General features: G+C 68.7%; 20 protein-coding genes. 11 read left to right on the top strand and 9 right to left on the bottom strand.

Annotated elements, in window-relative coordinates:
• The first annotated feature begins 36 nt into the window (after nt 1-36).
• On the top strand, nt 37-510 hold the full coding sequence (locus AC1ROC_RS06960; protein ID WP_085368971.1) for a hypothetical protein: 474 nt from the start codon (nt 37-39) through the stop codon (nt 508-510).
• Here the strand turns inward: AC1ROC_RS06960 and AC1ROC_RS06955 are convergent.
• The 6 genes from AC1ROC_RS06955 to AC1ROC_RS06930 are packed head-to-tail and all read right to left on the bottom strand — an operon-like array spanning nt 461 to nt 5957.
• A complete protein-coding gene (locus AC1ROC_RS06955) occupies nt 461-1255 on the bottom strand; it encodes an inositol monophosphatase family protein (RefSeq protein WP_492999046.1) in 795 nt (264 codons plus the stop codon). The two genes, AC1ROC_RS06960 and AC1ROC_RS06955, sit on opposite strands and share 50 nt — an antisense overlap.
• Complete coding sequence (locus AC1ROC_RS06950) at nt 1252-1959, bottom strand: glycerophosphodiester phosphodiesterase (RefSeq protein WP_492999044.1); 708 nt, start codon at nt 1957-1959, stop codon at nt 1252-1254. The genes AC1ROC_RS06955 and AC1ROC_RS06950 overlap by 4 nt, the downstream gene beginning before the upstream one ends.
• Nucleotides 1956-3041, bottom strand: a complete 1086-nt coding sequence (locus AC1ROC_RS06945; protein ID WP_492999042.1) for an ABC transporter ATP-binding protein — start codon at nt 3039-3041, stop codon at nt 1956-1958. The genes AC1ROC_RS06950 and AC1ROC_RS06945 overlap by 4 nt, the downstream gene beginning before the upstream one ends.
• Nucleotides 3038-3859: an ABC transporter permease gene (locus AC1ROC_RS06940; RefSeq protein ID WP_492999040.1), complete on the bottom strand. Its 822-nt coding sequence runs from the start codon at nt 3857-3859 to the stop codon at nt 3038-3040. Before AC1ROC_RS06940 ends, AC1ROC_RS06945 begins: the two co-directional genes overlap by 4 nt.
• A complete protein-coding gene (locus tag AC1ROC_RS06935; RefSeq protein ID WP_492999038.1) occupies nt 3859-4806 on the bottom strand; it encodes an ABC transporter permease in 948 nt (315 codons plus the stop codon). Before AC1ROC_RS06935 ends, AC1ROC_RS06940 begins: the two co-directional genes overlap by 1 nt.
• On the bottom strand, nt 4806-5957 hold the full coding sequence (locus AC1ROC_RS06930; RefSeq protein WP_492999036.1) for an extracellular solute-binding protein: 1152 nt from the start codon (nt 5955-5957) through the stop codon (nt 4806-4808). The genes AC1ROC_RS06935 and AC1ROC_RS06930 overlap by 1 nt, the downstream gene beginning before the upstream one ends.
• A gap of 206 nt (nt 5958-6163) precedes the next feature.
• On the opposite strand from AC1ROC_RS06930, the gene AC1ROC_RS06925 reads away from it, so the two are divergent.
• Nucleotides 6164-6916 carry a DeoR/GlpR family DNA-binding transcription regulator gene (locus AC1ROC_RS06925; protein ID WP_492999034.1) on the top strand — a complete coding sequence of 251 codons (753 nt, stop codon included), beginning with the start codon at nt 6164-6166 and terminating at the stop codon, nt 6914-6916.
• A gap of 19 nt (nt 6917-6935) precedes the next feature.
• Here the strand turns inward: AC1ROC_RS06925 and AC1ROC_RS06920 are convergent, their stop codons facing one another.
• Nucleotides 6936-7583 carry a TetR/AcrR family transcriptional regulator gene (locus AC1ROC_RS06920; RefSeq protein ID WP_168690137.1) on the bottom strand — a complete coding sequence of 216 codons (648 nt, stop codon included), beginning with the start codon at nt 7581-7583 and terminating at the stop codon, nt 6936-6938.
• 151 nt (nt 7584-7734) lie between these two features.
• Between AC1ROC_RS06920 and AC1ROC_RS06915 the strand changes: the two genes are divergently transcribed.
• The 8 genes from AC1ROC_RS06915 to AC1ROC_RS06880 all read left to right on the top strand — a co-directional run bounded on the left by AC1ROC_RS06915 (nt 7735) and on the right by AC1ROC_RS06880 (nt 17745).
• The gene (locus tag AC1ROC_RS06915; RefSeq protein WP_085368962.1) at nt 7735-9414 is read left to right on the top strand and encodes an ABC transporter substrate-binding protein; all 1680 of its coding nucleotides are present in this window, start codon (nt 7735-7737) and stop codon (nt 9412-9414) included.
• An 85-nt stretch (nt 9415-9499) separates the two neighbouring features.
• Nucleotides 9500-10324, top strand: coding sequence for an ABC transporter ATP-binding protein (locus AC1ROC_RS06910; protein WP_085368961.1), 825 nt, complete (start codon nt 9500-9502; stop codon nt 10322-10324).
• Nucleotides 10321-11133: an ABC transporter ATP-binding protein gene (locus tag AC1ROC_RS06905; protein ID WP_085368960.1), complete on the top strand. Its 813-nt coding sequence runs from the start codon at nt 10321-10323 to the stop codon at nt 11131-11133. Before AC1ROC_RS06910 ends, AC1ROC_RS06905 begins: the two co-directional genes overlap by 4 nt.
• Nucleotides 11130-12215, top strand: coding sequence for an ABC transporter permease (locus AC1ROC_RS06900; protein WP_085368959.1), 1086 nt, complete (start codon nt 11130-11132; stop codon nt 12213-12215). Before AC1ROC_RS06905 ends, AC1ROC_RS06900 begins: the two co-directional genes overlap by 4 nt.
• 2 nt (nt 12216-12217) lie before the next feature.
• The gene (locus AC1ROC_RS06895; RefSeq protein ID WP_085368958.1) at nt 12218-13306 is read left to right on the top strand and encodes an ABC transporter permease; all 1089 of its coding nucleotides are present in this window, start codon (nt 12218-12220) and stop codon (nt 13304-13306) included.
• A complete protein-coding gene (locus AC1ROC_RS06890) occupies nt 13303-15573 on the top strand; it encodes an exo-beta-d-1,3/1,6-glucosidase (RefSeq protein ID WP_492999029.1) in 2271 nt (756 codons plus the stop codon). The genes AC1ROC_RS06895 and AC1ROC_RS06890 overlap by 4 nt, the downstream gene beginning before the upstream one ends.
• 76 nt (nt 15574-15649) lie before the next feature.
• Nucleotides 15650-16975, top strand: coding sequence for an alpha/beta hydrolase (locus AC1ROC_RS06885; RefSeq protein WP_492999027.1), 1326 nt, complete (start codon nt 15650-15652; stop codon nt 16973-16975).
• Nucleotides 16972-17745 carry an isocitrate lyase/PEP mutase family protein gene (locus AC1ROC_RS06880; RefSeq protein WP_492999025.1) on the top strand — a complete coding sequence of 258 codons (774 nt, stop codon included), beginning with the start codon at nt 16972-16974 and terminating at the stop codon, nt 17743-17745. Before AC1ROC_RS06885 ends, AC1ROC_RS06880 begins: the two co-directional genes overlap by 4 nt.
• 11 nt (nt 17746-17756) lie before the next feature.
• Here the strand turns inward: AC1ROC_RS06880 and AC1ROC_RS06875 are convergent, their stop codons facing one another.
• Together AC1ROC_RS06875 and AC1ROC_RS06870 are read right to left on the bottom strand one after the other, a co-directional pair.
• Nucleotides 17757-18644, bottom strand: coding sequence for a helix-turn-helix transcriptional regulator (locus AC1ROC_RS06875; RefSeq protein WP_492999023.1), 888 nt, complete (start codon nt 18642-18644; stop codon nt 17757-17759).
• Complete coding sequence (locus AC1ROC_RS06870; protein ID WP_492999021.1) at nt 18637-20994, bottom strand: sialidase family protein; 2358 nt, start codon at nt 20992-20994, stop codon at nt 18637-18639. The genes AC1ROC_RS06875 and AC1ROC_RS06870 overlap by 8 nt, the downstream gene beginning before the upstream one ends.
• Before the next feature lie 225 nt (nt 20995-21219).
• Here AC1ROC_RS06870 and AC1ROC_RS06865 point away from each other — a divergent pair, with 225 nt between their 5' ends.
• Nucleotides 21220-22587 carry an ABC transporter substrate-binding protein gene (locus AC1ROC_RS06865; protein WP_492999019.1) on the top strand — a complete coding sequence of 456 codons (1368 nt, stop codon included), beginning with the start codon at nt 21220-21222 and terminating at the stop codon, nt 22585-22587.
• Nucleotides 22588-22589 lie beyond the last annotated feature (2 nt).

Raw genomic sequence — 22589 nt, 5'->3', positions numbered from 1 at the left:
CGGGAGAGCGAGATCGCGCACCGCTAGCCTTCATGCGTGGGCTTCTCTCTGCTGGGTCTGATCATGGCGCTCGCCGTGCTCGCTCCCAACCTGCTGCTGGTGTGGTTCCCGCCGCTCTCCCCGATGCCGGAGGCGCGCGTGCCCCGGCTGCTCGGGTGGCTGGAACGCGCGGGGCAGGCGCTCTGCCTGGTCGTCCCGCCGATCACCGAGCCCGGCGAGCTGGTCGGCTGGTGGGCGGTTCCCGCGCTCGCCGCGCTGTCGGGCTACTACGCCCTGTGGGCGCGGTACCTCGCAACGGGGCGAGCGGGGGAGACGCTCTACCGGCGCTGGTGGGTGATCCCGGTCCCGATGGCCGTGCTGCCCGTCGTGGTGTTCCTGAGCACGGCGGCCTGGCTCGGCAACCTCTGGATCGCCGCGGCGGCGCTGGTCCTCGCGGCCGGGCACATCCCGGCGTCGTTGATCATCGCCCGGCGAGTGCAGCCCGCCACAGGTCGTACAGTTCCTCGCTGACCTCCGGTGCGGCGACCAGCACGCCGCCGGTCGCGGGGAACACGGCTGGTTGCCCGTCCTCGCCGAGCACGACCGCCCCGGCCTCCGCCGCGATGAGGCAGGCGGCCAGGTGGTCGATCGGGCTGAACCGGTGGATGACCGCGCCGACCCCGCGCGCCGCCGCCGGCCCGAGCAGGGTGAGCGTGCCCGAACCCATCACTCGGAGGGTGCAGAACCGATCGGTGAGCGCCTGCGCGAGCTCGCGCATTCCCGTCCAGGCCTGATGCCCGGCCAGCTCGCTGCCGACCACGCCTCCCGAGAGGGAACCGCCGGGGGCGATGGCGATCGCTTTGCCGTCGCGACGAGCGCCGTCACCGGCGATGGCGTCGAACAGCGCGTTCTGCCACGGGTCGGCGACCACGCCGACGAGGGGCACGTCGTCCAGGGCGAGCGCGAGGGAGAACGCCGTCCACGGCACGCCGTTGGCGAGGTTGGTGGTGCCGTCGACCGGATCGAGGTACCAGGTCGGGCGGCCGGGCGCAGGCTCGCCGCCGTACTCCTCGCCGACGAACGCGTGATCCGGGTACCAGGCGGAGATCCGCTCGCGCACGTGCCGCTCGATCGACTGGTCGAGCTCGGTGACGAGGTCGGCCGGGTTCGCCTTGGTGGAGACCTCGGTGATCCTGCTCGTGCGGATCTGCTCGGCGGCCCAGGCCCCGAGCTCGCGGGCGCGGTCGCGGGCGTCGACGAGTTCGGCCGGGGTCATCGCGCCACCTCCGCACGGGAGGAGACGGGCTGCGACCGCATCGCCTGGAGCCGGTCGAGCCGGTTGGTGGTGACGGTGTCGACGCCGAGGGCGAAGGCCGCCGCGAGGTCGGCCGGGTCGTCGATAGTCCACGCGGTGACGGTGAGGCCGAGGTCGTGGACCGCTCGGACGAAGGCGTCGCCGGCGATGGCGAAGGGGATGTTGATCGTCACGGGAGCGAGGCTCGCGATGTCGTCGGCGGTCGGTGCGATGGGCGCGGCCCAGGGGTACCAGATGCGCGCATCCCGGTCGAGGGAGCGGATGGTGCGCATCCCGTCGAGGTCGCCGCACCAGTCGACGGTGATCCCGGATGCCGCGACGACGGCGTGCGCGGGGGCGGCGAAACGCGCCTCCTCCATGTCGATCACCAGCCTGCTCTCCGCGTCGGCGAAGAGCGGCAGCAGCTCGGCGAGCAGGGGAGGCCGGTCGTCGGCCGCTCCGAAGGACGCGAGGTCGGCGGTCGGCACGTCGTCGATCGCGCGGTGATCGTTCCAGAGCCGTTCGAGCGTCGGATCGTGCAGCACGACCACGTCGCCGTCGGCGGTGAGCCGCACGTCGATCTCGACCACCTCTGCACGTTTGTCGAGAGCCGACCGCACGGCCCGGATGGTGTTCTCGCGGAAGACCGACGAGTCGCCGCGGTGGGCGCAGGCGCGCGGGGTCATGCGACCACCGCCTCTGCGCGCTCGACCAGACGGCCGTCCCTGTACAGGAGGGCGGACTCGACGGTGGCGAAGCCGACACTCCCCAGCTGCGGCGGCTGGCCGGTGACGTACGCGTTCAGCGTGATGTCGTCGCGGCGCAGCCGCAGCTCGTGGAAGTGACCGTGCGGCACCACCCGCTCGACCACGGCGCGCACCCCGCCGGGCACGGGCGCCTGCGTGAACACCACGTCCTCCGGCCGGATGCCGACGACGCCGGGGCCCTCCACGACGCGCGAGCCGTCGAACGAGCCGTCGAAGCGGTTGAGCGAGCCGATGAAGGTCGCGACGAACTCGGTCGCCGGGCGGGCGTAGAGTTCCGTCGGCGTCGAGAACTGCTCGATCCTGCCCGCGTTCATCACCGCGACCCTGTCCGAGATGGAGAGCGCCTCCTCCTGGTCGTGCGTGACGATGACCGTGGTGATCCCGAGCCGCTGCTGCAGGTCCCGGATGTCCTCGCGCACCTTCACGCGCAGCTTCGCGTCCAGGTTGCTGAGCGGCTCGTCGAGCAGCAGCACGTCCGGCTCCTGCACGAGAGCGCGCGCGAGGGCGACGCGCTGCTGCTCGCCGCCGGAGATGCGCGGAGGGCGCGAGTCCCGGTGGTGCAGCAGGTTGACCAGGGTCAGGATCGCATCCACCCGTTCCGCGATCTGCGCGCGCGACAGCTTGCGCAGCTTCAGCGGGTACGCCACGTTCTTCGCCACGGTCAGGTGCGGCCAGAGCGCGTAGTTCTGAAACACCATCGCGCTCGGCCGCTTGTCCGGCCCGAGCCGCGTGACGTCGCGGCCTGCCATCGTGATGCTGCCGGCGTCCGGGGTGAGGAACCCGGCGATCATCCGCAGCGTGGTGGTCTTGCCGCAGCCGGACGGCCCGAGCAGGGAGACCAGTTCGCCGCTCTGCACGGTGAGGTCGAGGTCGTCGATGATGGTGCGGCCACCCAGCGTCTTGCTGAGCCCGGAGAGACGCAGGCCGCCTGCACCGGAGCCGCCGGTCGCGGCGGAGAGGGAGGTCACGGAGTGCTCCTTGTTCGTGAGTCGGACGGTCATTTGAGTTGGAAGCCTTCGGCGAGCTGGCCGCCCATCACGTGCTTGCGCACGGTGAGCAGCAGCACGACGGAGGGGATGGCGAGGAGGATCGAGAAGACGGCGGCGACCTGCTTGGGGAAGTTGAGGACGAGGCTGTACATCTCGGTCGGCATGGTGAGGATGTCCGGTGCGCCGACCAGGTAGGTGCCCTGCGCCTCGTCGAACGCCGCGAGGAACGCCATCACGGCGCCGACCAGGATGCCTGGCAGCGCCAGTCGCAGCGTGACGGTGAAGAACACGCGCGCCCGGGATGCTCCCGCGTCGCGCGCAGCCTCCTCCAGCGAGCGGGGGACGGCGGAGAACGCGGCGGCCGGGATCCACGTCATGAACACGATCGTCCCGAGCAGCTGCACCACCACGACGCCGGCGATCGTGTTCATCAGGCCGAGCGCGTAGTAGAGGGAGGCGAGGGTCGCGAACAGCCCCATCCGCGGGAACGCGTTCGTGGCGAACAGGCCGATCAGGAAGAGCCGGCGACCGGGGAACTCGAACCGCGCGAAGGCGTACGCGGCGGGCAGGCAGACCACGGCGGAGACGAGCACGACCACCGGCGTGATGAGCAGCGAGTTCTGCATGGACGAGCCGAGCGCCGGATCGCTGAACACCGTCGACCACCAGCGCAGCGTCCACGAGTCTGGAAGCAGGTGCGGGTACGTCCAGGTGTCCGCGAATGCGTGGGCGCCCAGCCAGAGCAGCGGACCGAGCACGAACACCAGCAGCACGATCGCGAACAGCGTGGCACCGGATGCGCGGAGCACGGCGGAGACGGCGCGCGGCATCAGATCCTCCCCTCGCGGCGGGCGCTGCGGAAGTTCGCCCAGACGTACAGCGCGCCGATGCCCGCCGCGGCGAGGAACACCACGAAGGCCATCACGAGCGACTGCTGCGGCTGGTTGTACGAGGTGAAGTAGCTGGCCAGGGCGACGCTGAGCATGGTCGGAGCGTTCGGGCCGGTGAAGTACGGGACCGTGTACGAGCCGATCACGCCGATGGCGGTGAAGGTGACGGCGATCACGATCGGGACGGCACTCATCGGCAGCAGGATGGTGCGCACGATCCGCACGGTGCCTGCTCCCGCATCCCTGGCCGCCTCGATCAGCGCGTCGGGAACGGACTGCAGCCCGGACACGATCATCAGCACGGCGAACGGAAGGGACGTCCACGCCGAGCCGATGACGATGGCGGTCGCCGTGTACGCCCACACCGGGCCGTCGACGCCGACCTGCGCGAGCAGGCTCCGGAGGAAGCCATCGGCGGAGTAGAAGGTGAGAATGGCCCAGGAGGCGATGACGACGGGGATGAACAGCGGCACGATGGCGATGGCGGACAGGAACCGGGCGAGCCAGCCGCCGCGCAGCCGCAGGTACAGGCCGATGCCGCCGGCGAGGACGACGACGATCGCGGTGCTCGCGACGGTCACCCCGAGCGTCAGCCCGAGGTCCTGCCAGAACGCCTCGGTGGCGAACACGTCGCCGTATGCGGCGAAGGTCGGCAGGGCGCCGTCCGCGTGGTGCACGTTCTGACCGACCGCAGCGATGACGGAGTTCAGCCCGCCCGTGAAGCCGACGCTGAACGCGAGGGCGAGCACGACGGGCACCCCGACGAACAGGGCGATCACCACCACGGGAGGCAGCGCGAGCAGGAAGCCGGTCACCGCGGACCGCCGCGCCGTGCTGGCGCTGCGGACCGCGGTGGTCGCCGCCGGGGCGGCGGTGACGGTGGCCATTACTTGCCGGGGACCTTCTGCGCCCACGCCTTGTTCATGTCGGCGGCGGTGGTGGCGAAGTATGCCGGGCGGAGGTTGGCGATGTCGGCGTCCTTGAACTGGTCCTGCACCGAGGACGGCAGCTTGTCGAGCGCGATCACCGGGTATCCGGAGATGCTGTCTGCGACGAGGGCCTGAGCATCCGGGGTGAGCAGCCAGGACACCAGCTTCTCTGCTCCCGCCTTGCGCGGGGTGGCGGAGGGGATGCCGAGATAGCTGGCGCCGCCGGTCAGCGACGGGTCGGAGATCTGGGTGTACGCGATGTTCGCGGGGATCTGGCCGTTCTTGTGGCCGGTGACGAACTGGTCGCTCCACACCGGGGCGATCGAGATCTGGCCGCTGGAGAGGAGGTCGAGCACCTGGTTGTTCCCGTTCGGGTACACGCCCTTCTGGTACACGTACGGGTTGAGGCTCGCGAGCGTCGCGAATCCCTTGTCCCAGTCGCCCTCGACCTCGGGCGCCGAGCCGGTGACCAGCTTGGTGCGGTCGGCGGCGGAGACGTTCTGGTCGAGCACGGTCGTGACGAACGACTGGCCGCTGCCTCCCGTGTCCGGGGAGTTGTACGTGAACTTGCCGGGGTGGGCCTTGATCCAGGCGAGCAGGTCGTCGAGCGTCTTCGGCGGGGTGGCGACGGTCTTGGTGTCGTACGCGAGCACGACACTGGAGCCGCGGTAGGGGATGCCGCCGTTGCCGCCGGCCGTGACGAGGTCCTTCGGAACGTCCTTCAGACCGGGGACCTCGGTGCCGGAGACCTTCTCGAGCAGCCCGGATGCGGCGACCTGCGAGACGAAACCGGCGTCGACGAGGTCGTAGCCCGGGTCCTTCTTCTGGATGGTCGCCGCGGTGAGCTTGGCGACGGTCTGCTGGTCGTGCAGCCCGTGCAGGTCGAAGTCGACGGACACGCTGTATCCGGGGTTGGCCTTCACGAACGCGGGGATGAGTGTCTTCTGCCAGAGATCCTGGATGTTGGTGTCTGCGCTGAGGAAGACGGTGAGCTTCTTGTCTGCGCCGTCGGTGGACGACGCGGCCGAGCTGCTCTGCGCGCAGCCGGCGAGGGCGAGCCCGATGGCAGCGACGGCTGCCACGGAGGCGATCAGGCGAGGGGTTTTCACGGAGCACTCCTGAGAGGGAAGGGGGTGGAGGGGTGTTCGTCCTGGTCGTCGGGGCGAACACTCGTCACGCTAATCGGGGATGCGCGTTCTTGGCGATAGTTGCGCAGCACCTTTCAAATGAGCGCCAGATACTGTTCATTCGGCGTTCATATGAGCGAAAATGAGCACGGCGAGACTGAGGTTCGCCCGCCACGAGAGAAGAGAACATGCTCACCCACCAGCGCGAAGCTGCCATCGTCGACCGCGTCCGCAGAGCAGGGAGCGCGACGGTGGACGAACTGTCGCAGCTCCTCGCCGTCAGTGGCACCACGATCCGCCGCGACCTCGAACGACTCGAGATCGCCGGCAGCCTGCGCAGGGTGCACGGGGGAGCCAAGCCGGCGGAGACGCCGGACGACGAGTATCCGGATCTCGACCCGGACGCCGGAGAGAAACTGGTCGTCGCCGCTGCGACGGCCGACCTGATCGGCGACGGCCAGGTGGTGCTCCTCGACATCGGCCACACCACGCTCGCCATCGCGCGGCAGCTGAAGGACCGTCCCGTCACCGTCGTCACGAACAACCTGTGGATCCTGCGAGCGCTCGGTGACGATCCGACGTGCACGCTCATCCTGCTCGGCGGCGCGGTCGGCTCGAAGCCCGGCACCGTCTCCGGCCCGCTCACCGAGCAGATGCTGGCGTTGATCCACGCCGACGTCGCCGTCATCAGCAGCGGGGGCATCCGCCCGGACGGCTCGGTCGTCACCGACCTGAATCAGGAGGCGGGCATCAAAGACAGGATGCGCCGGGCAGCCGACCGCAGCATCCTGGTCGCCACGTCGCTCAAGTTCCCCGGGGAGGGTGTCTACCGCATCGCGTCCATTCGGGACTTCGAGTCGGTCGTCACGACGCCAGGGTCAGGCACGGCCACGCTCGAGGCGGCCGCCGAGCACGGCACGCGGATCGTGCTGGCCGAGTAGGCGGCGCCCGCGAACGGGCTCAGCCCTCGCGCAGGTAGGTGCCGAGCTCCGGTCCGGGGTTGAGCGCGCTGTTGACGATCCCCTGGATGGCGAACTCGCTCGCCCCGGCGAGGTCGACGGCGGTGGGGTCGAGGAGCCACTGCAGCTGGAGACCGTCCATGACGGCCAGGATCGAGGCGGCCGCCTTGTCGATCGTCTCGGGTTCCGTCAGGTTCTCCTGGGCGCAGAGGGCGCGGAAGGCAGCGTCGACTTCCTCTCGGAGCACGCGGTAGCGGTCCTGGAAGAACGCCTTCGCGGGGTGGTCGTCGGTGACGGACTCGGCGGAGAGCACGGTGTACACCTGCACGATGCCGGGCCGGAGAGCGTTGCGCTGCGCGGTCGCGACGAGGTGCGCGAACAGGGCGGGACCCCGGGGGACGTGGCGGTCCGGCAGCTGGGCGACGTCGTCCTTGTCGCGGAACTCGAGCACTTCGAGGAGCAGGTTCTGCTTGGAGCCGAAGTGGTGCAGCACGCCCGCGTGGGTGATGCCGACCTGCTCGGCGATGTCGGCGAGGGTGCCGTTCGTCGAACCCTTGGTTCCGAAGGTCTCGATCGCCGCGCGCAGGATCTCCTTGCGCTTGCGTTCCGTTTCCGGGCGTGGACTGGCACTGCCGCCGCTTGTTGCCATTCCTATCGCTTCCTTCTCGTGCTGGTTGCGAGCGAGCTTACCACTCAGTAACCTTGCCCCAACTTGCTTTCTGTCCAGTAAGCAAGTTATCGTCAGCGACATTCCACGCACCACAGGACACAACGGATGTGTCCGCCACGAAGGAGAAGCAATGAGGCTTAAGAAGTACTTGATCACGGCAACCGCGATCGCCGCGTTCAGCGCGATCGCGCTCACCGGCTGCTCGTCCAGCGGCTCGTCCACGGCGAACGGCGGGAGCGGCGGCTCCCTCACGATCGCGAAGCCGGACGGTTCCGCAGTGCTCGCCACGCAGATCAACAACCCGTTCATCAGCACAGGCTCCGGCCAGTCCCTCGGATACAACCGGATGATCTTCGAGCCCCTGGCGATGGTCAACCCGGTCGGCAAGAACGAGACCACCCCGTGGCTCGCCTCGAAGGTCGAGTGGAACGCGGACTACACGCAGCTGACCGTCACGCCCCGCGCGGACGTGAAGTGGAGCGACGGCAAGCCGTTCACCGCGGACGACATCGTCTACACCTTCAACCTCATCAAGAGCACGCCGGCCCTCGACCTGGCCGGCCTGAAGCTCGCTGACGTCAAGAAGGACGGCGGCAACGTCGTGCTCAGCTTCACCGAGTCGAAGTTCGTCAAGCAGGGCGACGTGCTGCAGACCGCCATCGTTCCCGAGCACATCTGGAAGGGCATCGCAGACCCGACCAAGGATGCGGTCAAGGACGCCGTCGGCACCGGCCCGTACACGATCAAGACCTTCTCGTCGCAGGGCGTCGTGCTGAAGGCCCGCACCGACTACTGGGGCGGCAAGGTCCCCGTCGCCGAGCTGAAGTACCTCGAGTACAACGACAACACCGGCCTCCTCCGCGCACTGCAGAACGGCGAGACCGACTGGGCGCAGATCTTCATCACCGACTACCAGAAGAACTACGTCGACAAGGACAAGAAGCACAACGTGTTCTGGGGTGCGAACATCCTGAGCCCGGACATGATCGTGGTCAACACGACGAAAGCTCCGTTCGACAACGTGGCGTTCCGCAAGGCGGTCAACATGGTCGTCGACCGCACCGCGCACGCCGAGAAGGCGCGCAGCAACGCGGGTCCCGAGCTGAAGAGCGTGACCGGCATCCCGCAGCCGACGGGTGACCAGTACATCGCCCCCGAGTACAAGGACCAGAACTTCAAGATCGACGTCGACGGCGCCAAGAAGGTCCTCACCGACGCCGGTTACACCTGGAAGAGCGGCGCGCTGATCGACCCGTCCGGAAACCCGGTCTCCTTCACCCTGCAGGACCCGCAGGGCTGGAACGACTACGTCACGGGCATCCAGCTGGTGGCGACGCAGGTGAAGAACACGCTCGGTGCTGACGCCAAGGTGGCCACCCCGGACGCGGACACCTGGACCACCAACGTGGCGACGGGCAACTTCGACGCCGTGCTGCACTGGACGGGATCGGGATCGAACCCGTGGCACATCTACGACGACGTGATGAACGGCGCATACCTGGAGCAGGCAGCGGGCGGCAAGGTCGCTGACAACTTCGGCCGTTACAACAACCCGGAGGCGACCGCGCTGCTCAAGGAGTACGCGCAGGCCTCGGACGACGCATCGCGCACCGCGGCCCTCAACAAGATCCAGAAGATCTTCGTCGAGGACGTGCCGGCCATCGCCATCGGAACGCACCCGCAGCTCGGCGAGTACAACACCCGCAAGTTCACCGGGTGGCCGAGCGAGTCCGACCAGTACGCGACGGCAGACCCCACGCAGCCCTGGGCTGTGCAGGTGGTCATGAAGCTGAAGCCGGCTGCCAAGTAGTCCCCAGCGCATCCGGGGCGGACGACGGACTCACCTCCCGAGTCCGCCCCGGATGCTTCGCGGCCAGCAAGAAAGCGACAAGCACATGACAGACAGCCTTCTTTCCGTGCGCGACTTTTCGGTCGTGTACGACGTCGATCCCCCTGTGCGGGCGGTCAAGAACGTCACCATCGACATCAAACGGGGCGAGATCGTCGGCCTCGCCGGGGAGAGCGGGTGCGGGAAGACCACGCTCGCATACGGCGTGCAGCGACTCCTCCGTCCGCCGGCGGTCATCACCGACGGAAGCGTCGTGTTCCACGACAAGAGCGGCGACGACATCGACATCAACGCCCTCGAGGTCGAGGAGATGCGCCGGTTCCGCTGGGACAAGATCTCGATGGTCTTCCAGGGGGCGATGAACGCCCTCAACCCGGTGGCGACCATCGGCGCCCAGCTCGAGGACGTGTTCATCGTGCACCGGCCGGAACTGAGCCGCGCCGAACGCAAGAAGGCCGTCGTCGAACTGCTGGAGATCGTCAAGGTGGGCGGTCAGCGGATGCGCTCGTACCCGCACGAGCTGTCCGGCGGTATGCGCCAGCGCGTGATGATCGCGATGGCGCTCGCCCTCCGGCCGCAGCTGATGGTGATGGACGAGCCGACGACCGCTCTGGATGTGCTCGTCCAGCGCGAGATCCTGCGCCAGATCTCCCAGCTCAGGCACGAGTTCGGTTTCTCCGTCGTCTTCATCACCCACGACCTCCCCCTCCTGCTGGAGATCAGCGACAGGATCGCGATCATGCGCGAGGGCGAGATCGTCGAGCTCGCGACCGCGGAGCGGATCTGGAACGACCCGCAGCACGAGTACACGAAGAACCTCCTGGCGTCGTTCCCGCGCCTGACCGGCGAGAGAGGAGTGGTCGCGCGATGACGACCCTCGAATTCAGGAACGTCACCAAGGTCTACAACGTCCGCGGTTCCGGACAGCTCAGAGCGCTCGACGACGTGAGCTTCACGCTGTCGTCGCACCAGACCATCGGCCTGGTCGGCCAGTCCGGCAGCGGCAAGTCCACGATCGCCAAGATCCTGACCCAGCTGGAGACCCCGACGAGCGGCGATGTACTGCTCGACGGCGTCCCGATCCCGCGGAGCGGACGGCGGCTGCGGAGCTACCGCCAGCAGCTGCGGATGGTGTTCCAGGACCCGTTCGCCTCGCTGAACCCGTCCCACTCGATCCGCCACCACATCGAGCGCCCGCTGCGACTCGACAACGTCGTCCCGCGCTCCGAGGTGGACGCGGAGGTGCGGCGGTTGCTGCTCCGCGTGCGCCTGGATGCTGACGCCGTGATCGACCGCCGCCCGCACGAGCTCTCCGGCGGTCAGCGGCAGCGCGTCGCCATCGCCAGGGCGCTGGCATCCCGCCCCGCCCTCCTGGTGGCGGACGAGCCGGTGTCGATGCTCGACGTGTCGATCCGCCTCGGCGTGCTCAACCTCCTCTCCGACCTGCAGAGGGAGGAAGGGCTCGGCGTCCTCTACATCACCCACGACCTGGCCACCGCTCGCCATTTCAGCGACGAGATCATGGTGCTCAACCAGGGCAGGGTCGTCGAACGCGGGACGGCGGACGACGTCATCCTCCGTCCGAGCGACCCGTACACGCGCGAACTGCGCGCCGCTTCGCCGGACCCGGAGAAGTTCTTCCGGGAACTGTCCGCCCAGAACTCGGGAGGTGCGCGATGAGCGCAGAGACCCAGACCCCCGTCGACAAGACCCCGGTCGACCCGACCCTCGTCGGCACGACCGCCGCCCGCACGGAGCGCAGCGGTCCGCGCATCCCGTGGCGGTTCATCGGCGGCCGGGTGGCGTTCTACCTGTTCACGCTGTGGGCAGCCATCACCGTCAACTTCTTCCTTCCGCGCATGATGAAGGGCGACGCGGTGTCGTCGTTCATGGCGCGCAGCCAGGGGCAGCTGACCCCGGAGGCGGAGAAGGCGCTGCGTGCGATGTTCGGCCTGGACACCTCCGTGCCGCTCTGGCAGCAGTACCTCGACTACTGGAACATGCTGCTGCACGGCAACCTGGGCGTCTCGATCTCCACGGGCATGGCGCCGGTGGGGGATGCGATCGCGTCCGCCCTGCCGTGGACCCTCGGACTGGTGGGCGTCGCCACGATCATCTCGTTCGTGATCGGCACCAGCCTCGGCGCGGTCATCGGCTGGAAGCGCGGCAGCGGCCTGGACGCGTTCGTGCCTGTCACGACGTTCCTCGGCACCATCCCGTACTTCTGGCTCGGCCTGATCTTCATCGCGATCTTCTCGACGACGCTCGGCTGGTTCCCCGCCGGGCACGCGTACGAGGTCGGTGTCGAACCCGGCTGGAACGCCGAGTTCATCTCGGAGGTGGTCTCGCACGCCGTGCTGCCGGTGGCGACCATCGTGGTCGTCTCGCTCGGCGGCTGGGTGCTCGGGATGCGCAACATGATGCTCACCGTGCTCGACGAGGACTACATCACGGTCGCGCAGGCCAAGGGCATGCCGAACCGCCGCGTGCTCTGGCGCTACGCCGCCCGGAACGCCGTGCTGCCGCAGATCCAGAGCTTCGCCCTCGCGCTCGGCTTCATCGTGGGCGGCACGCTCGTGATGGAGATGGTGTTCTCGTATCCCGGCATCGGCCTGCTGCTGCTCAACGCGACGAACGCCAAGGACTATGCGCTGATGCAGGGCATCTTCCTCGTCCTGGTGCTGGCGGTGCTGGTTGCGAACATCATCGCGGACATCGCATACGCCATCCTCGACCCGCGCACACGTCAGACGGAGGCCTGATCATGACCACCCCCGCAGAGAGAACATCCACGCTCGCGCAGCCGGTCGGCGTCGGAGCCCCGGAGACGGCGGCCGTCCTGGCCGGTCGTCCGCAGCAGGGCAGCGAGAGTCCGGAGAAGAAGACCTTCTGGTCGCAGCTCAAGCTGTCGCTGGCGATGTTCAGCAACCCGAAGTCCGCCACCGGGCTCATCATCCTCGGTGTGTTCGTGCTGGTCGCGATCTTCGCCCCGTTGATCGCCCCGTACGACCCCCAGGCGCAGAACCTGAGCGCGACACTTCAGCCGCCGTCGTTCCAGCACCTCCTCGGCACGACCCACATCGGCCAGGATGTGTTCAGCCAGCTCGTCTACGGCACCCGCGGCGTGCTCGTCGTCGGGTTCCTGGCCACGATCATGGCCACGATCGTCGCGATCGCGGTCGGCGTGACCGCCGGATACCTGCGCGGCTGGAAGAGCGAGGCGCTGTCGGCGCTGTCGAACGTGTTCTTGGTCATCCCCGGGCTCCCGCTGATGATCATCATCGCGTCGCAGTTCCAGGATCCGCCGCTCGTCGTCATCGCCGCGGTGCTCGGTCTCACCGGATGGGCGTGGGGAGCGCGCGTGCTCCGCGCGCAGACCATGTCGCTGAGGAACCGCGACTTCATCCAGGCGGCCAGGGCGAACGGCGAACCGCTGCACCGCATCATCCTCGTGGAGATGCTGCCGAACCTGCTGGCGCTCATCGCGTCCAGCTTCGTCGGCACGATGACCGCGGCGGTGCTCGGCCTGACGACGCTCGCGTTCATCGGCGTCATCCCCGTGTCGAACCTCAACTGGGGCACCATCCTGTTCTGGGCGCAGCAGAACAACGCCTTCCCCGACTACTGGTGGTGGTACGTCCCCGCCGGTCTGTGCATCGCCATCCTCGGGGTGGCACTCTCTCTCGTCAACTTCGGCATCGACGAGTACGTCAACCCCCGGCTGCGCTCGGCCGGTGAGCGCGCTCGCGCCATGAAGCGGAAAGGTCTGAACATCAACGCCACCGTCACGGAGGTCCGCACCTCGCGGGGAACCACCTCGCCAGGAACCACCTCGGAAGGCACTGCCGAATGACATCGACCCTGCCGGCAACAGAGGCACGGCCCTCCGGTTTCGTCCCGTACCGGGATCCGTCGTTCACGACGGCGGAGCGGGTCGACGACCTGCTCAGCCGGATGACGGTGGAGGAGAAGATCGGGCAGATGCTGCAACTGGATGCGCGCGACGACCTGCAGGACCACATCCTGCGCCGCCGCGCCGGCTCCATCCTGCACACGTCGCCGGAGCGCATCCTGGAGGCGAACAGGCTGACGGCGGAGACGCGGCTGCAGATCCCGCTCCTGGTCGGGGAGGACTGCATCCACGGCCACTCGTTCTGGCCGGGCGCGACGATCTACCCGACCCAGCTCGGCATGGCAGCGTCGTGGGACGCCGACCTGATCGAACGCGTGGCCAGGGCCACGGCCGAAGAGGTGGCGGCGACCGGTGTGCACTGGACCTTCTCTCCCGTGCTCTGCATCGCCCGCGACCTCCGCTGGGGGCGCATCAGCGAGACGTTCGGCGAGGACCCGTACCTGATCGGCGAGCTGGCGAGCGCGATGGTCCGCGGCTACCAGGGCGACGGCCTCGACGACCCGACGGCGATCCTCGCGACGGCGAAGCACTTCGCCGGATACTCCGAGACGCAGGGCGGCCGCGACGCGAGCGAGGCGGACATCTCGCGGCGCAAGCTGCGCAGCTGGTTCCTTCCCCCGTTCGAGCGCGTGGCCCGCGAGGGCTGCCGCACCTTCATGCTCGGCTACCAGAGCACCGACGGCGTGCCGATCACGGTGAACGACTGGCTGCTCAGCGAGGTGCTCCGCGGCGAGTGGGGCTACACCGGAACGCTCATCACCGACTGGGACAACGTCGGCCGCATGGTCTGGGAGCAGAAGGTGCAGCCCGACTACGCGCACGCGGCGGCCGCCGCGGTGAAGGCCGGCAACGACATGATCATGACGACGCCGCTGTTCTATGAGGGGGCCCTCGAAGCCGTCGCGGCGGGGCTGCTCGCCGAAGACGACTTCGACGATGCCGTCGCGCGCATCCTGACCATCAAGTTCGATCTCGGACTCTTCGAGAACCCGCGCCTGCCGCAGGCCGAGCTCGACGCGGTGGTCGGCAGCGCAGAGCACGCCGACCTCAACCTCGAGATCGCTCGCCGCTCCATCGTGCTGCTGGAGAACGACGGCACCCTTCCGCTGGCGTCGTCTGCGTCGTCTCCGCTCCGCGTCGCTCTCGTCGGACCGCTCGCCGACGACGCCCAGACGCAGCTCGGCGACTGGGCGGGAGGCTCCGGCCAGGCCGGGTGGCTCGACGGTCAGCCGCGCGAGATGATCACCACCGTGCTCGACGGGCTGAGCGCGATCGACGGCTGGACCGTCGAACATGCTCGCGGGGCGGACATCCTGACCCTCGCGCCCGACCCGCTCGGCGCGACGTTCCCGGACGGGCAGCCCAGGCCGCCGCTGGTCGTGCCGTCGCAGCCGGACCAGCGGATGCTCGACGAAGCGGTCGCCGCCGCCGAGGCATCCGACGTGGTCGTCGCGGTCGTCGGCGACCGCATCGAACTCGTCGGCGAGGGCCGCTCGACGGCGACGCTCGAGCTGATCGGCGGCCAGAATGCCCTGCTCGACGCCATGATCGCGACGGGGAAGCCGGTGGTCGTGGTGCTCCTCGCCTCCAAGCCGCTCGTGCTTCCTCCGTCGGTTGCGCAGGCCGCGGCCGTGCTGTGGGCGGCCAACCCGGGCATGCTGGGCGGCCAAGCCATCGCCGAGATCATCGCGGGACAGGTGGAGCCGTCGGGCCGCCTCCCGATCTCCTTCGCGAGGCACGTCGGCCAGCAGCCGACGTACTACAACCAGCTCCGCGGCCAGCACGGCGACCGCTACGCCGACCTCACGCAGGCGCCGGCCTGGGTGTTCGGCGAAGGCCGCTCGTACACGACGGTCGAGTACGCGGACCTCACCGTCGCGCGCACGGAGGTCGGCCTCCAGGACGACATCGTCGCGGAGGTGACGGTGAGCAACACCGGGCAACGCCCCGTCCGCGAGACCGTGCAGCTGTACGTGCGCGACCTCGTCACGAGCGTCAGCTGGGCGGACAAGGAGCTGAAGGCATACCGGCACGTCGACCTCGCGCCGGGCGAGTCCGCGCGGTTGGGCATCCGGCTGCCCGTCGCCGAGTGCACGATCGTGGATGCTGCGGGGCTGCGCCGCGTGGAGCCCGGCGCGTTCGAGGTGCTCGTCGGCCCGTCGTCGCGGAACTCCGACCTGCTGGCCGCGGGGTTCGAGGTGCGCTGATCACGAGGTCATCGGACGTCGGCGGCATTCGTTTCCGCCCGCGTCCGGGGGACCCGCTTGGCGTACCCTCGGGGAGATGAGGGGTGCGACTCGGGCTCACGGTGTGCGGCGCATCCTGGTCGCGTGCGGCGCGTCGGTGCTCGCCGTCGCCGCGGTGGTCGTCGCCCCGGCGGGCGGCCAGCAGTCGAGTTCGCTGGTCCTGCACCAGCTGGCCTCGCTCGAGGGCAGCGCGGTGGACGCGGTCATCTCCGAGCATCCCGACCAGATCCTCGAGCTGCTGAACTCCTTGCCCCGGCAGGCGGCACGGGAGTGGCCTGCGTTGCCGGCGGCAGCGCGCAGCCGGCTGGAGCGCGACCTGCCCAGCCTGGTCGGAAACCTGGACGGCGTCTCGTACACGGTCCGCGACCGGGCCAACCGGCGTGCGCTGACCGAGCAGCTGGCCGCGGCCAGGGCTGCCGTCCAGACGCACCCGTCCGGGCAGGCTGGGCTGCTGAGCCTGGCGGCGTACACGGCGATCTCCGCCGCGCTGCACGCGAAGACCCACCCGTCGCGACATCTGATCGAATTCGTTCCCGGCGTGCGCCCGACCGCGGCCATCGCGGTGGGGAACCCGGAGACGGCGTCGATGGTCACCTGGGCCGTTCCCGGCATGGGCACGTACGCCACAGACATGCAGCTGTGGGCGCTGGCCGCGCAGAACCTGTGGGGTTCGCAACGGGATGCTGCTGCTCCGGCCGATCACGCGGTCATCGCCTGGATGGGGTACGTCGTGCCGCCGGTCGGCATCGACGCAGCACTGGGCGAGTACGCGACGCGAGGGGCTCCGGAGCTCACCGAGGCGATCCAGGGTCTGGCCGCCTCCCGTTCCCACGATGCGCCCACCCTGAACGTGGTGGCGCACTCCTACGGCACGACGATGGCAGCGGACGCCCTGGCAGACACACCGCTCGGATTGAGCACCTTCGTGATGCTCGGATCCGCCGGGGTCGAGGAGCGCATCCCCACCGCAGCCGCCCTGCACGCGGGAGCGGTGTTCGCCGGAGAGGCGGCAGCAGACGCGGAGGCCGGGCTCGGCAGGGCGAGCCGCTCCGACCCTCGCTCGCCGGCGTTCGGCGCCCACGTGCTCCCCGTCGACGGCGACCGGGCGGCCGGACTGGCAGCCGTCACCGGCCACGCGCCGATCCTGCACTCGGCGTACAACGACGACATCCGGTCCGCCGTGTGGACGGCGATCCCCGCCCCGCAGGACAGGCAGAAGGCCTTCCTGGCGCACCTGGCCGAGCACGGCTACCTCGACGTGGGGACGCAGTCCCTCCGCGAGGTCGGCCTGGTCACCGCGGTCGCCCGTGCGCCGGTCCCTGTCCCCGGCGGTACTCTCGCAGGGTGGGAAGGACCGCCATGACGTTCACCGCACTGCACGACCAGGACATTCCGCTGCTGCTGCCGAACGCGTGGGACGTCGGCTCGGCGCTCGCCTTCGTCGCTGCGGGCTTCCCCGCGGTGGGTACGACGAGCTTCGGGGTCAACGCATCCACCGGCCGGCCGGACGCCGGGGGCGCGAGCAGGGATGCGACCGTCGCGCTGGTCGGGATGCTCACCATCCTGCCCGTGCACATCTCCGCGGACATCGAGGACGGCTACAGCGACGACCTGGCCGAGGTGGCCGACTTCGTGGCGGGGCTCGGCGTCGCCGGGGTGAACCTCGAGGACTCGGCGGACGGGCGGCTCGTCGACCCCGGCATCCCCGCGGCGAAGATCGCGGCGATCCGGCGCGCGGCCCCTGACGTGTTCGTCAACGCCAGGATCGACTCGTACTGGTTCCACGAGGACGACACGGTCGCCGCCGTCGTCGAGCGGGCGAAGACGTACGCTGACGCGGGTGCCAACGGGATCTTCGTGCCGGGCGCCTCCGACCCGGCGACCATCGAACAGCTGGCCGCCGCCATCCCGCTCCCGCTCAACGTGCTCGTCACGCCGGGCCTGTCGCTGGCCAGACTCGGGGAGCTCGGCGTGCGGAGGGTGAGCACAGGGTCGCTGCCGTACCGCGTGGCGATCGACGCGGCGGTGGAGGTCGCTGCGGCCGTCAGGGACGGGCGTGCGGTGCCGTCGGCGACGTCGTACGCAGAGTCGCAGCAGCGGCTGCTGGACTTCGCGGCGCTGCGGAGAGCGTGAGCGGGAGCCGTTCAACCCTGGCGGGCGGCCCTCCGGTACGCGACCGGTGAGGTGCCGTACACCTTCCGGAACGTCCTGGTGAAATAGTTCGCGTCGTGGAAGCCCATTTCGGCGGAGATCTCTCCGATGCTCGCGTCGGTGAGGAGGAGTGCCCTCGCCGCAGACACCATACGCTGATCGCGGAGGTAGTCGCCGAGCGTCTTCCCCGTGTACTCCTTGAACTGCCTGCGCAGGGTCGACTCGCTCATGTGGGCGAGCGCGCACAGCTCAGGGAGGTCGGCGGTCGCCCTGCCCGTGCGGTCGATGTGGTCCATGACCCGCTCGATGCGGGGGTCGTGCGCGCGCGGGGCGATCCGCCGGCGCTTCGTCGTCTGAGGGGTCACCGGGGCAGAGCCGGTGTGCGCTTCGGCGAGCAGAGTGCCGAGGATGAGGTGCAGATGTCCGGTGGCGAGGAAGCTGCGGGCCGGAGTGGCGTGCCGCCAGACCTCCTCGGCTGCCTCGAAGTGCGCGAGCATCGTGGCGTCGTCGGCCGGGTGACTGACCATCGGCACGGAGAAGGCCTCGGCGAGCAGGTCGTCGCCGCCGACGGTGAGAGTGGTGGCGAAGCGCACGGAGATGAACGAGAGGTCGGGCGACGACGACCGGCACTCGAGGTCTGTGCCCTCCGGGATGAGGCAGACATCGCCCGGGGCGACCGCGCGGTCGTCCCCGTCCACGGTGAAGACGCCGTGGCCGGAGGTGATGAGCCTGACCATCGAGTACGGCACGATGTCCGGCGGGAAGTGCCACCCCATGGGGAAGTGGTAGCGCATCGCGTGCACGACGGTGAGCCGGGGACCGGGCGGCGCAGTGGATGCGCTCGCCGCGGTCCCCGGCACGGTGTTCCGGCTCTCAGTCAAGCAGTTCTTCCTGGGTCAGTTCGCGATAGTACATCGCCTGCAGCCCGTCCGCCCAGGACGAGGTCGGCGACGTCTCGTAGAGCAGACCGATCCTGCCGTTGCCGAGCTGGGCGAGCGACGAGTATGCGAACAGTTCGCTCGCCCCCGTCAGCTCGTGCTGATTGATCCACTCGATGCGGTACTTGGCCGCGCCGTCCGGATATGTCCCGTCCGCATGGATGAGCCCGACGTTCGCGACCCCGTGCACCCGTGAGCGGGAGGTGGCGGTGACCATCACGAACGCCGGCTGCGCCGTGCCGGTCGTGGGCGAGACGATGGTGCCGGCCAGCCGGAGCGACGACACCTGCGAGTTGACGCCCTGGCTGTTGTCGCCGAGTGCCGACTTCACGTCGCGCCAGGTCGCCCCTCCGTCCGTGCTCGTCGCCGTGACGACGAGGCCGCCGCTGCCCGAGGTGTTGCGCACGAACGCCTGGACGCTGCCGTCCGGCAGCTCGATCGTGGTCGCCTCGTGCAGCCCGAGGGAGGTCGGGATGGGCGCACCGTGCGTCCAGGTCTGTCCGGCGTCGTCGCTGTAGATCACCTCGGTCGTCGTCGCTCCCGTGCCCTGGTAGTACACGGGCACGATGAGCCGTCCGGCGTGCGCACCGGTCTGCAACTGCGTCGCGTTGCCAGGACCGGTCGTGTAATAGTGCGAGTTCTCCCGCTTGACCATGTCGGAGACGATCTGGTCGGCCTGCCAGGTGAGGCCGTCGTCGGTCGACACCACCTGGAGAAGGTAGCTGGTGTTGTAGAGCTGGAACACGGAGTCCTCGTACGGTGCCTTCATGGGAACCTGGGGACCGCCGCCCGCCGTCGACTTCTGCTGCACCGTGAGCGCTGTGCCGTTCTGGTAGAGCACGAGTTCACGGTCGATGGTGTAGGTCGTGACGGCGCCGAGCGACAGGTTGCTGTCGTCGACGGCCGTGCCGCTGGCGGTGTATGCGCGGGGAGTTCCCGAGAGGTGGTAGATCGGGAACCGTCCGGATGTATCCGGAGTCCCATTCACGTCGGCGACGTAGTCGAACCGGCTGCGATCGGTGTTCAGGTTGATGTTGCCGGTCTTGCCGTCCGCGTTGCCCTTGACGTTCTGACTGGACAGGAGGAGGTACTTCCTCGCTCCGATGGTTGCGAATCCGTCGCCGTATGCGACCGTCCTGTTGCGGCCTCCCGCCGCCTGGCCGGCCGAGTTGACGTTGAGGAATTCGAAGACGCCTCCGTTCCAGGCGAACATGTCGATCAGCAGCACGATCTTGCCGGTGTTCTTCGTGTCCTGCACGATCGCGCCGTCGATGACGGATGCACTCGACTGCTTGTAACCGGACTCGTCCGCGTAATCGCGCATGTGCAATGCGGAGGGCACGACGGGCGTGCTCCACCCGGACGCCGCACCCTGGCTCGCCGCGTTGGCCTTGCGGCGGACCGCTGCGTCGATGTTCTCGGCCGAGTCCCCGGTGGAGCCGTAGTTGGCGTCGGTGCCCGCGATCAGCGAACCGGCCGCCGTGTTCAGCAGGAACGGGATGCGGAAGAAGTCCGATCCTGTCGCATCGCCGCGGGAGAACGCCTTCGTGCCGTCCCACACCCCCGACGTGATCGAGGCCAGTTGCGACTGCGTGTACGTCTGCGGAATGAAGGCGACGTACGCGATCCGCCCAGAGAACTTCGCGTTGTTGGACGAGTTCGCGAGGCCGGAGGGTGCCCCTCCGATCGTCAGGTAGGTGAGGGCGTTGATCTGGGTCGTGGTGTTGAACCAGGACGCGAAGTTCGGGAACTGGGTGGTCGTCGAACCGTCGATGCTCGTAGTGGTGCGGCCGGTGGTGCCTCCTGCCGTGGCGTTCACGCTGTACGCGAAGGTGTGCCATCCGCCGAGGAGGGCCGGGCCGTTGAGGTTGGCGTTCATCCCGGACGGGAAGTCGACGCGGACCTTGTTGGTGCCGCTCACTCCGTTGGCGAGAATGGCGCCGTATGACCCTGCCGCAGTGCCGGACCCGCCGGCCACCACGACCTGGTTCGTCGCGGACGAGGTCTGGAAGCGGACGAGCAGGGTGCCGCCCTGGCTGTTGCGCAGGCGCGTCACGCCCGTGCTTCCGACCTCGACCGTCCTCGTGCCGTCGAAGACCTGGTCGTCTCCGCGGAACTCGTTCAGGAAGCCGTTCGTCCCCGCCGACGCGAGCGCGCTCGCGAGGGCGGCGTCGTCGACGGGGGCACCCGCCGCGGGACTGGGGATGAGCACGGCGGCGGCGGCGACGCCGACGGCCGCGAGTATCCCGGTCCATCGCGCTCCCGGTTTCGGGGTGCGTTTTCTGTCGATCAATTGGTCCTCCTGACATCGGTGTTCAGCGAGTGCGTGGCATACACGGTAAGCGGGATGCGCGGTCTCGCACCATGTACTGGGCGCCGATGATTAGCACGATTCGGGCGACTTTCCGGCGTCGGGCGTGCCAGAGGTGCTTTTATCGGTTCCGCGTTTGACCCGTTGGACATCTGACGTCTAACGTCAGTCTTAATTGCTCCACCTCTCAACGACGAAAGGAACCACATGGCATCACGCAGTAGCCGCATCGTTGCGATGCGCCGTTCCGCGCTCACCCTGGCCGCGATCGCCTCGATCACCGCCCTCACCGCGTGCGGGTCGTCTGCGCCCCAGACGGCGCCGACGACAGAAGGACCGCTCTCCGGAGACGTCGTGTTCTGGCACAGCTTCACCCAGGGCCCTCGCGCGGAGTACATGCAACGGATGGCGAAGGAGTTCGAGAAGGAGCACCCGGCCGTCCACATCACCATCGAGACCTTCAGCTGGTCGGAATTCCAGACCAAGTGGACGACGGGACTCGCATCCGGTCAGGTCCCCGACCTGTCGACCGCCCAGCCGAACCAGGTCGTGCAAATGCTCAACGTGGGAGCACTGGAGCCGGTCGACGACGTGATCGACAAGGTCGGCCGCGAGCGCTTCGCGAAGTCAGCGCTCGGGGAGGGCCAGCAGGGCGGGAAGTCGTACTCTCTCCCGATCTACTCCCACGCGCAGGTCATGTGGTACCGCACCGACCTCCTCAAGGCCGCGGGTCTCGAGGTGCCGAAGACCTGGGACGACCTCAAGAAGGCAGCGGTCGCACTGACCGACGCTCCGTCCCAGTACGGGCTGTCGGTGCCGATGGGCACCAACGACATGATGGGGACGCGCTTCCTCAACTTCTACCTGCAGTCGGCAGGGGAATCCCTGCTCGACGGCAAGGGGAAGGCCAACCTGACGTCGAAGGCAGCACTCGACGGCATCCGGTACTGGGTCGACATGTACAAGAAGACCTCTCCCGAAGGCAGCGTCAACTACAACGTGCTCGACCAGGCGACGCTGTTCTATCAGGGCAAGACCGCTTTCGACTTCAACTCCGGATTCCAGATCGGCGGCGTCGCCACGGCATCGCCGCAGCTGGAGAGCTCCATCGAAGCGGCGCCGCTGCCCCGGCTGAAGGCCAGCGACCCGGTCTACGGCGGCGAGACGAGCAACATCGCCACCGTCGTGTGGAAGAAGAGCGACAACAAGCCGGCGGCGAAGGCGTTCCTCGAGTTCCTCTACCAGGACAAGGACTACATCGATTTCCTGCACTCGGTTCCCGGTGGGATGCTGCCGGCGCTCTCCGACATCGAGAAGAACCCCGCGTACCTCGACAACGCCACGATGAAGGCGCACGCCGACAGCATCGCGGTCATCACCAAGGCGGTCCCGATGGGAACCGCGATCGGGATGGAGAAGGGCCCGCGCGTGCAGGCGGGCATCCTCACCAGCCAGGGCGTGATCGAGAAGATGTTCCAGGACATCGTGCTCAACGGCGCTGACGTGAAGAAGGCCGCCCAGGGCGCCGAAGACAAGCTGAACGCGCTGTTCGTGTCAGCAGGCGTGAAGTTCTGATC

Source organism: Leifsonia sp. GW821-FHT13C05, assembly GCF_058806515.1.
Note: the sequence above shows the minus strand (reverse complement) of the source record. Positions and strands in the feature narration are given on the sequence as shown.

What these genes read in the sequence shown, in the direction of transcription:
- AC1ROC_RS06955 (WP_492999046.1), bottom strand. Translation starts at nt 1,255, where the DNA reads ATGACCCCGGCCGAACTCGTCGACGCCCGCGACCGCGCCCGCGAGCTC.
- AC1ROC_RS06950 (WP_492999044.1), bottom strand. Translation starts at nt 1,959, where the DNA reads ATGACCCCGCGCGCCTGCGCCCACCGCGGCGACTCGTCGGTCTTCCGC.
- AC1ROC_RS06945 (WP_492999042.1), bottom strand. Translation starts at nt 3,041, where the DNA reads ATGACCGTCCGACTCACGAACAAGGAGCACTCCGTGACCTCCCTCTCC.
- AC1ROC_RS06940 (WP_492999040.1), bottom strand. Translation starts at nt 3,859, where the DNA reads ATGCCGCGCGCCGTCTCCGCCGTGCTCCGCGCATCCGGTGCCACGCTG.
- AC1ROC_RS06935 (WP_492999038.1), bottom strand. Translation starts at nt 4,806, where the DNA reads ATGGCCACCGTCACCGCCGCCCCGGCGGCGACCACCGCGGTCCGCAGC.
- AC1ROC_RS06925 (WP_492999034.1), top strand. Translation starts at nt 6,164, where the DNA reads ATGCTCACCCACCAGCGCGAAGCTGCCATCGTCGACCGCGTCCGCAGA.
- AC1ROC_RS06920 (WP_168690137.1), bottom strand. Translation starts at nt 7,583, where the DNA reads ATGGCAACAAGCGGCGGCAGTGCCAGTCCACGCCCGGAAACGGAACGC.
- AC1ROC_RS06915 (WP_085368962.1), top strand. Translation starts at nt 7,735, where the DNA reads ATGAGGCTTAAGAAGTACTTGATCACGGCAACCGCGATCGCCGCGTTC.
- AC1ROC_RS06910 (WP_085368961.1), top strand. Translation starts at nt 9,500, where the DNA reads ATGACAGACAGCCTTCTTTCCGTGCGCGACTTTTCGGTCGTGTACGAC.
- AC1ROC_RS06905 (WP_085368960.1), top strand. Translation starts at nt 10,321, where the DNA reads ATGACGACCCTCGAATTCAGGAACGTCACCAAGGTCTACAACGTCCGC.
- AC1ROC_RS06900 (WP_085368959.1), top strand. Translation starts at nt 11,130, where the DNA reads ATGAGCGCAGAGACCCAGACCCCCGTCGACAAGACCCCGGTCGACCCG.
- AC1ROC_RS06895 (WP_085368958.1), top strand. Translation starts at nt 12,218, where the DNA reads ATGACCACCCCCGCAGAGAGAACATCCACGCTCGCGCAGCCGGTCGGC.
- AC1ROC_RS06890 (WP_492999029.1), top strand. Translation starts at nt 13,303, where the DNA reads ATGACATCGACCCTGCCGGCAACAGAGGCACGGCCCTCCGGTTTCGTC.
- AC1ROC_RS06885 (WP_492999027.1), top strand. Translation starts at nt 15,650, where the DNA reads ATGAGGGGTGCGACTCGGGCTCACGGTGTGCGGCGCATCCTGGTCGCG.
- AC1ROC_RS06880 (WP_492999025.1), top strand. Translation starts at nt 16,972, where the DNA reads ATGACGTTCACCGCACTGCACGACCAGGACATTCCGCTGCTGCTGCCG.
- AC1ROC_RS06865 (WP_492999019.1), top strand. Translation starts at nt 21,220, where the DNA reads ATGGCATCACGCAGTAGCCGCATCGTTGCGATGCGCCGTTCCGCGCTC.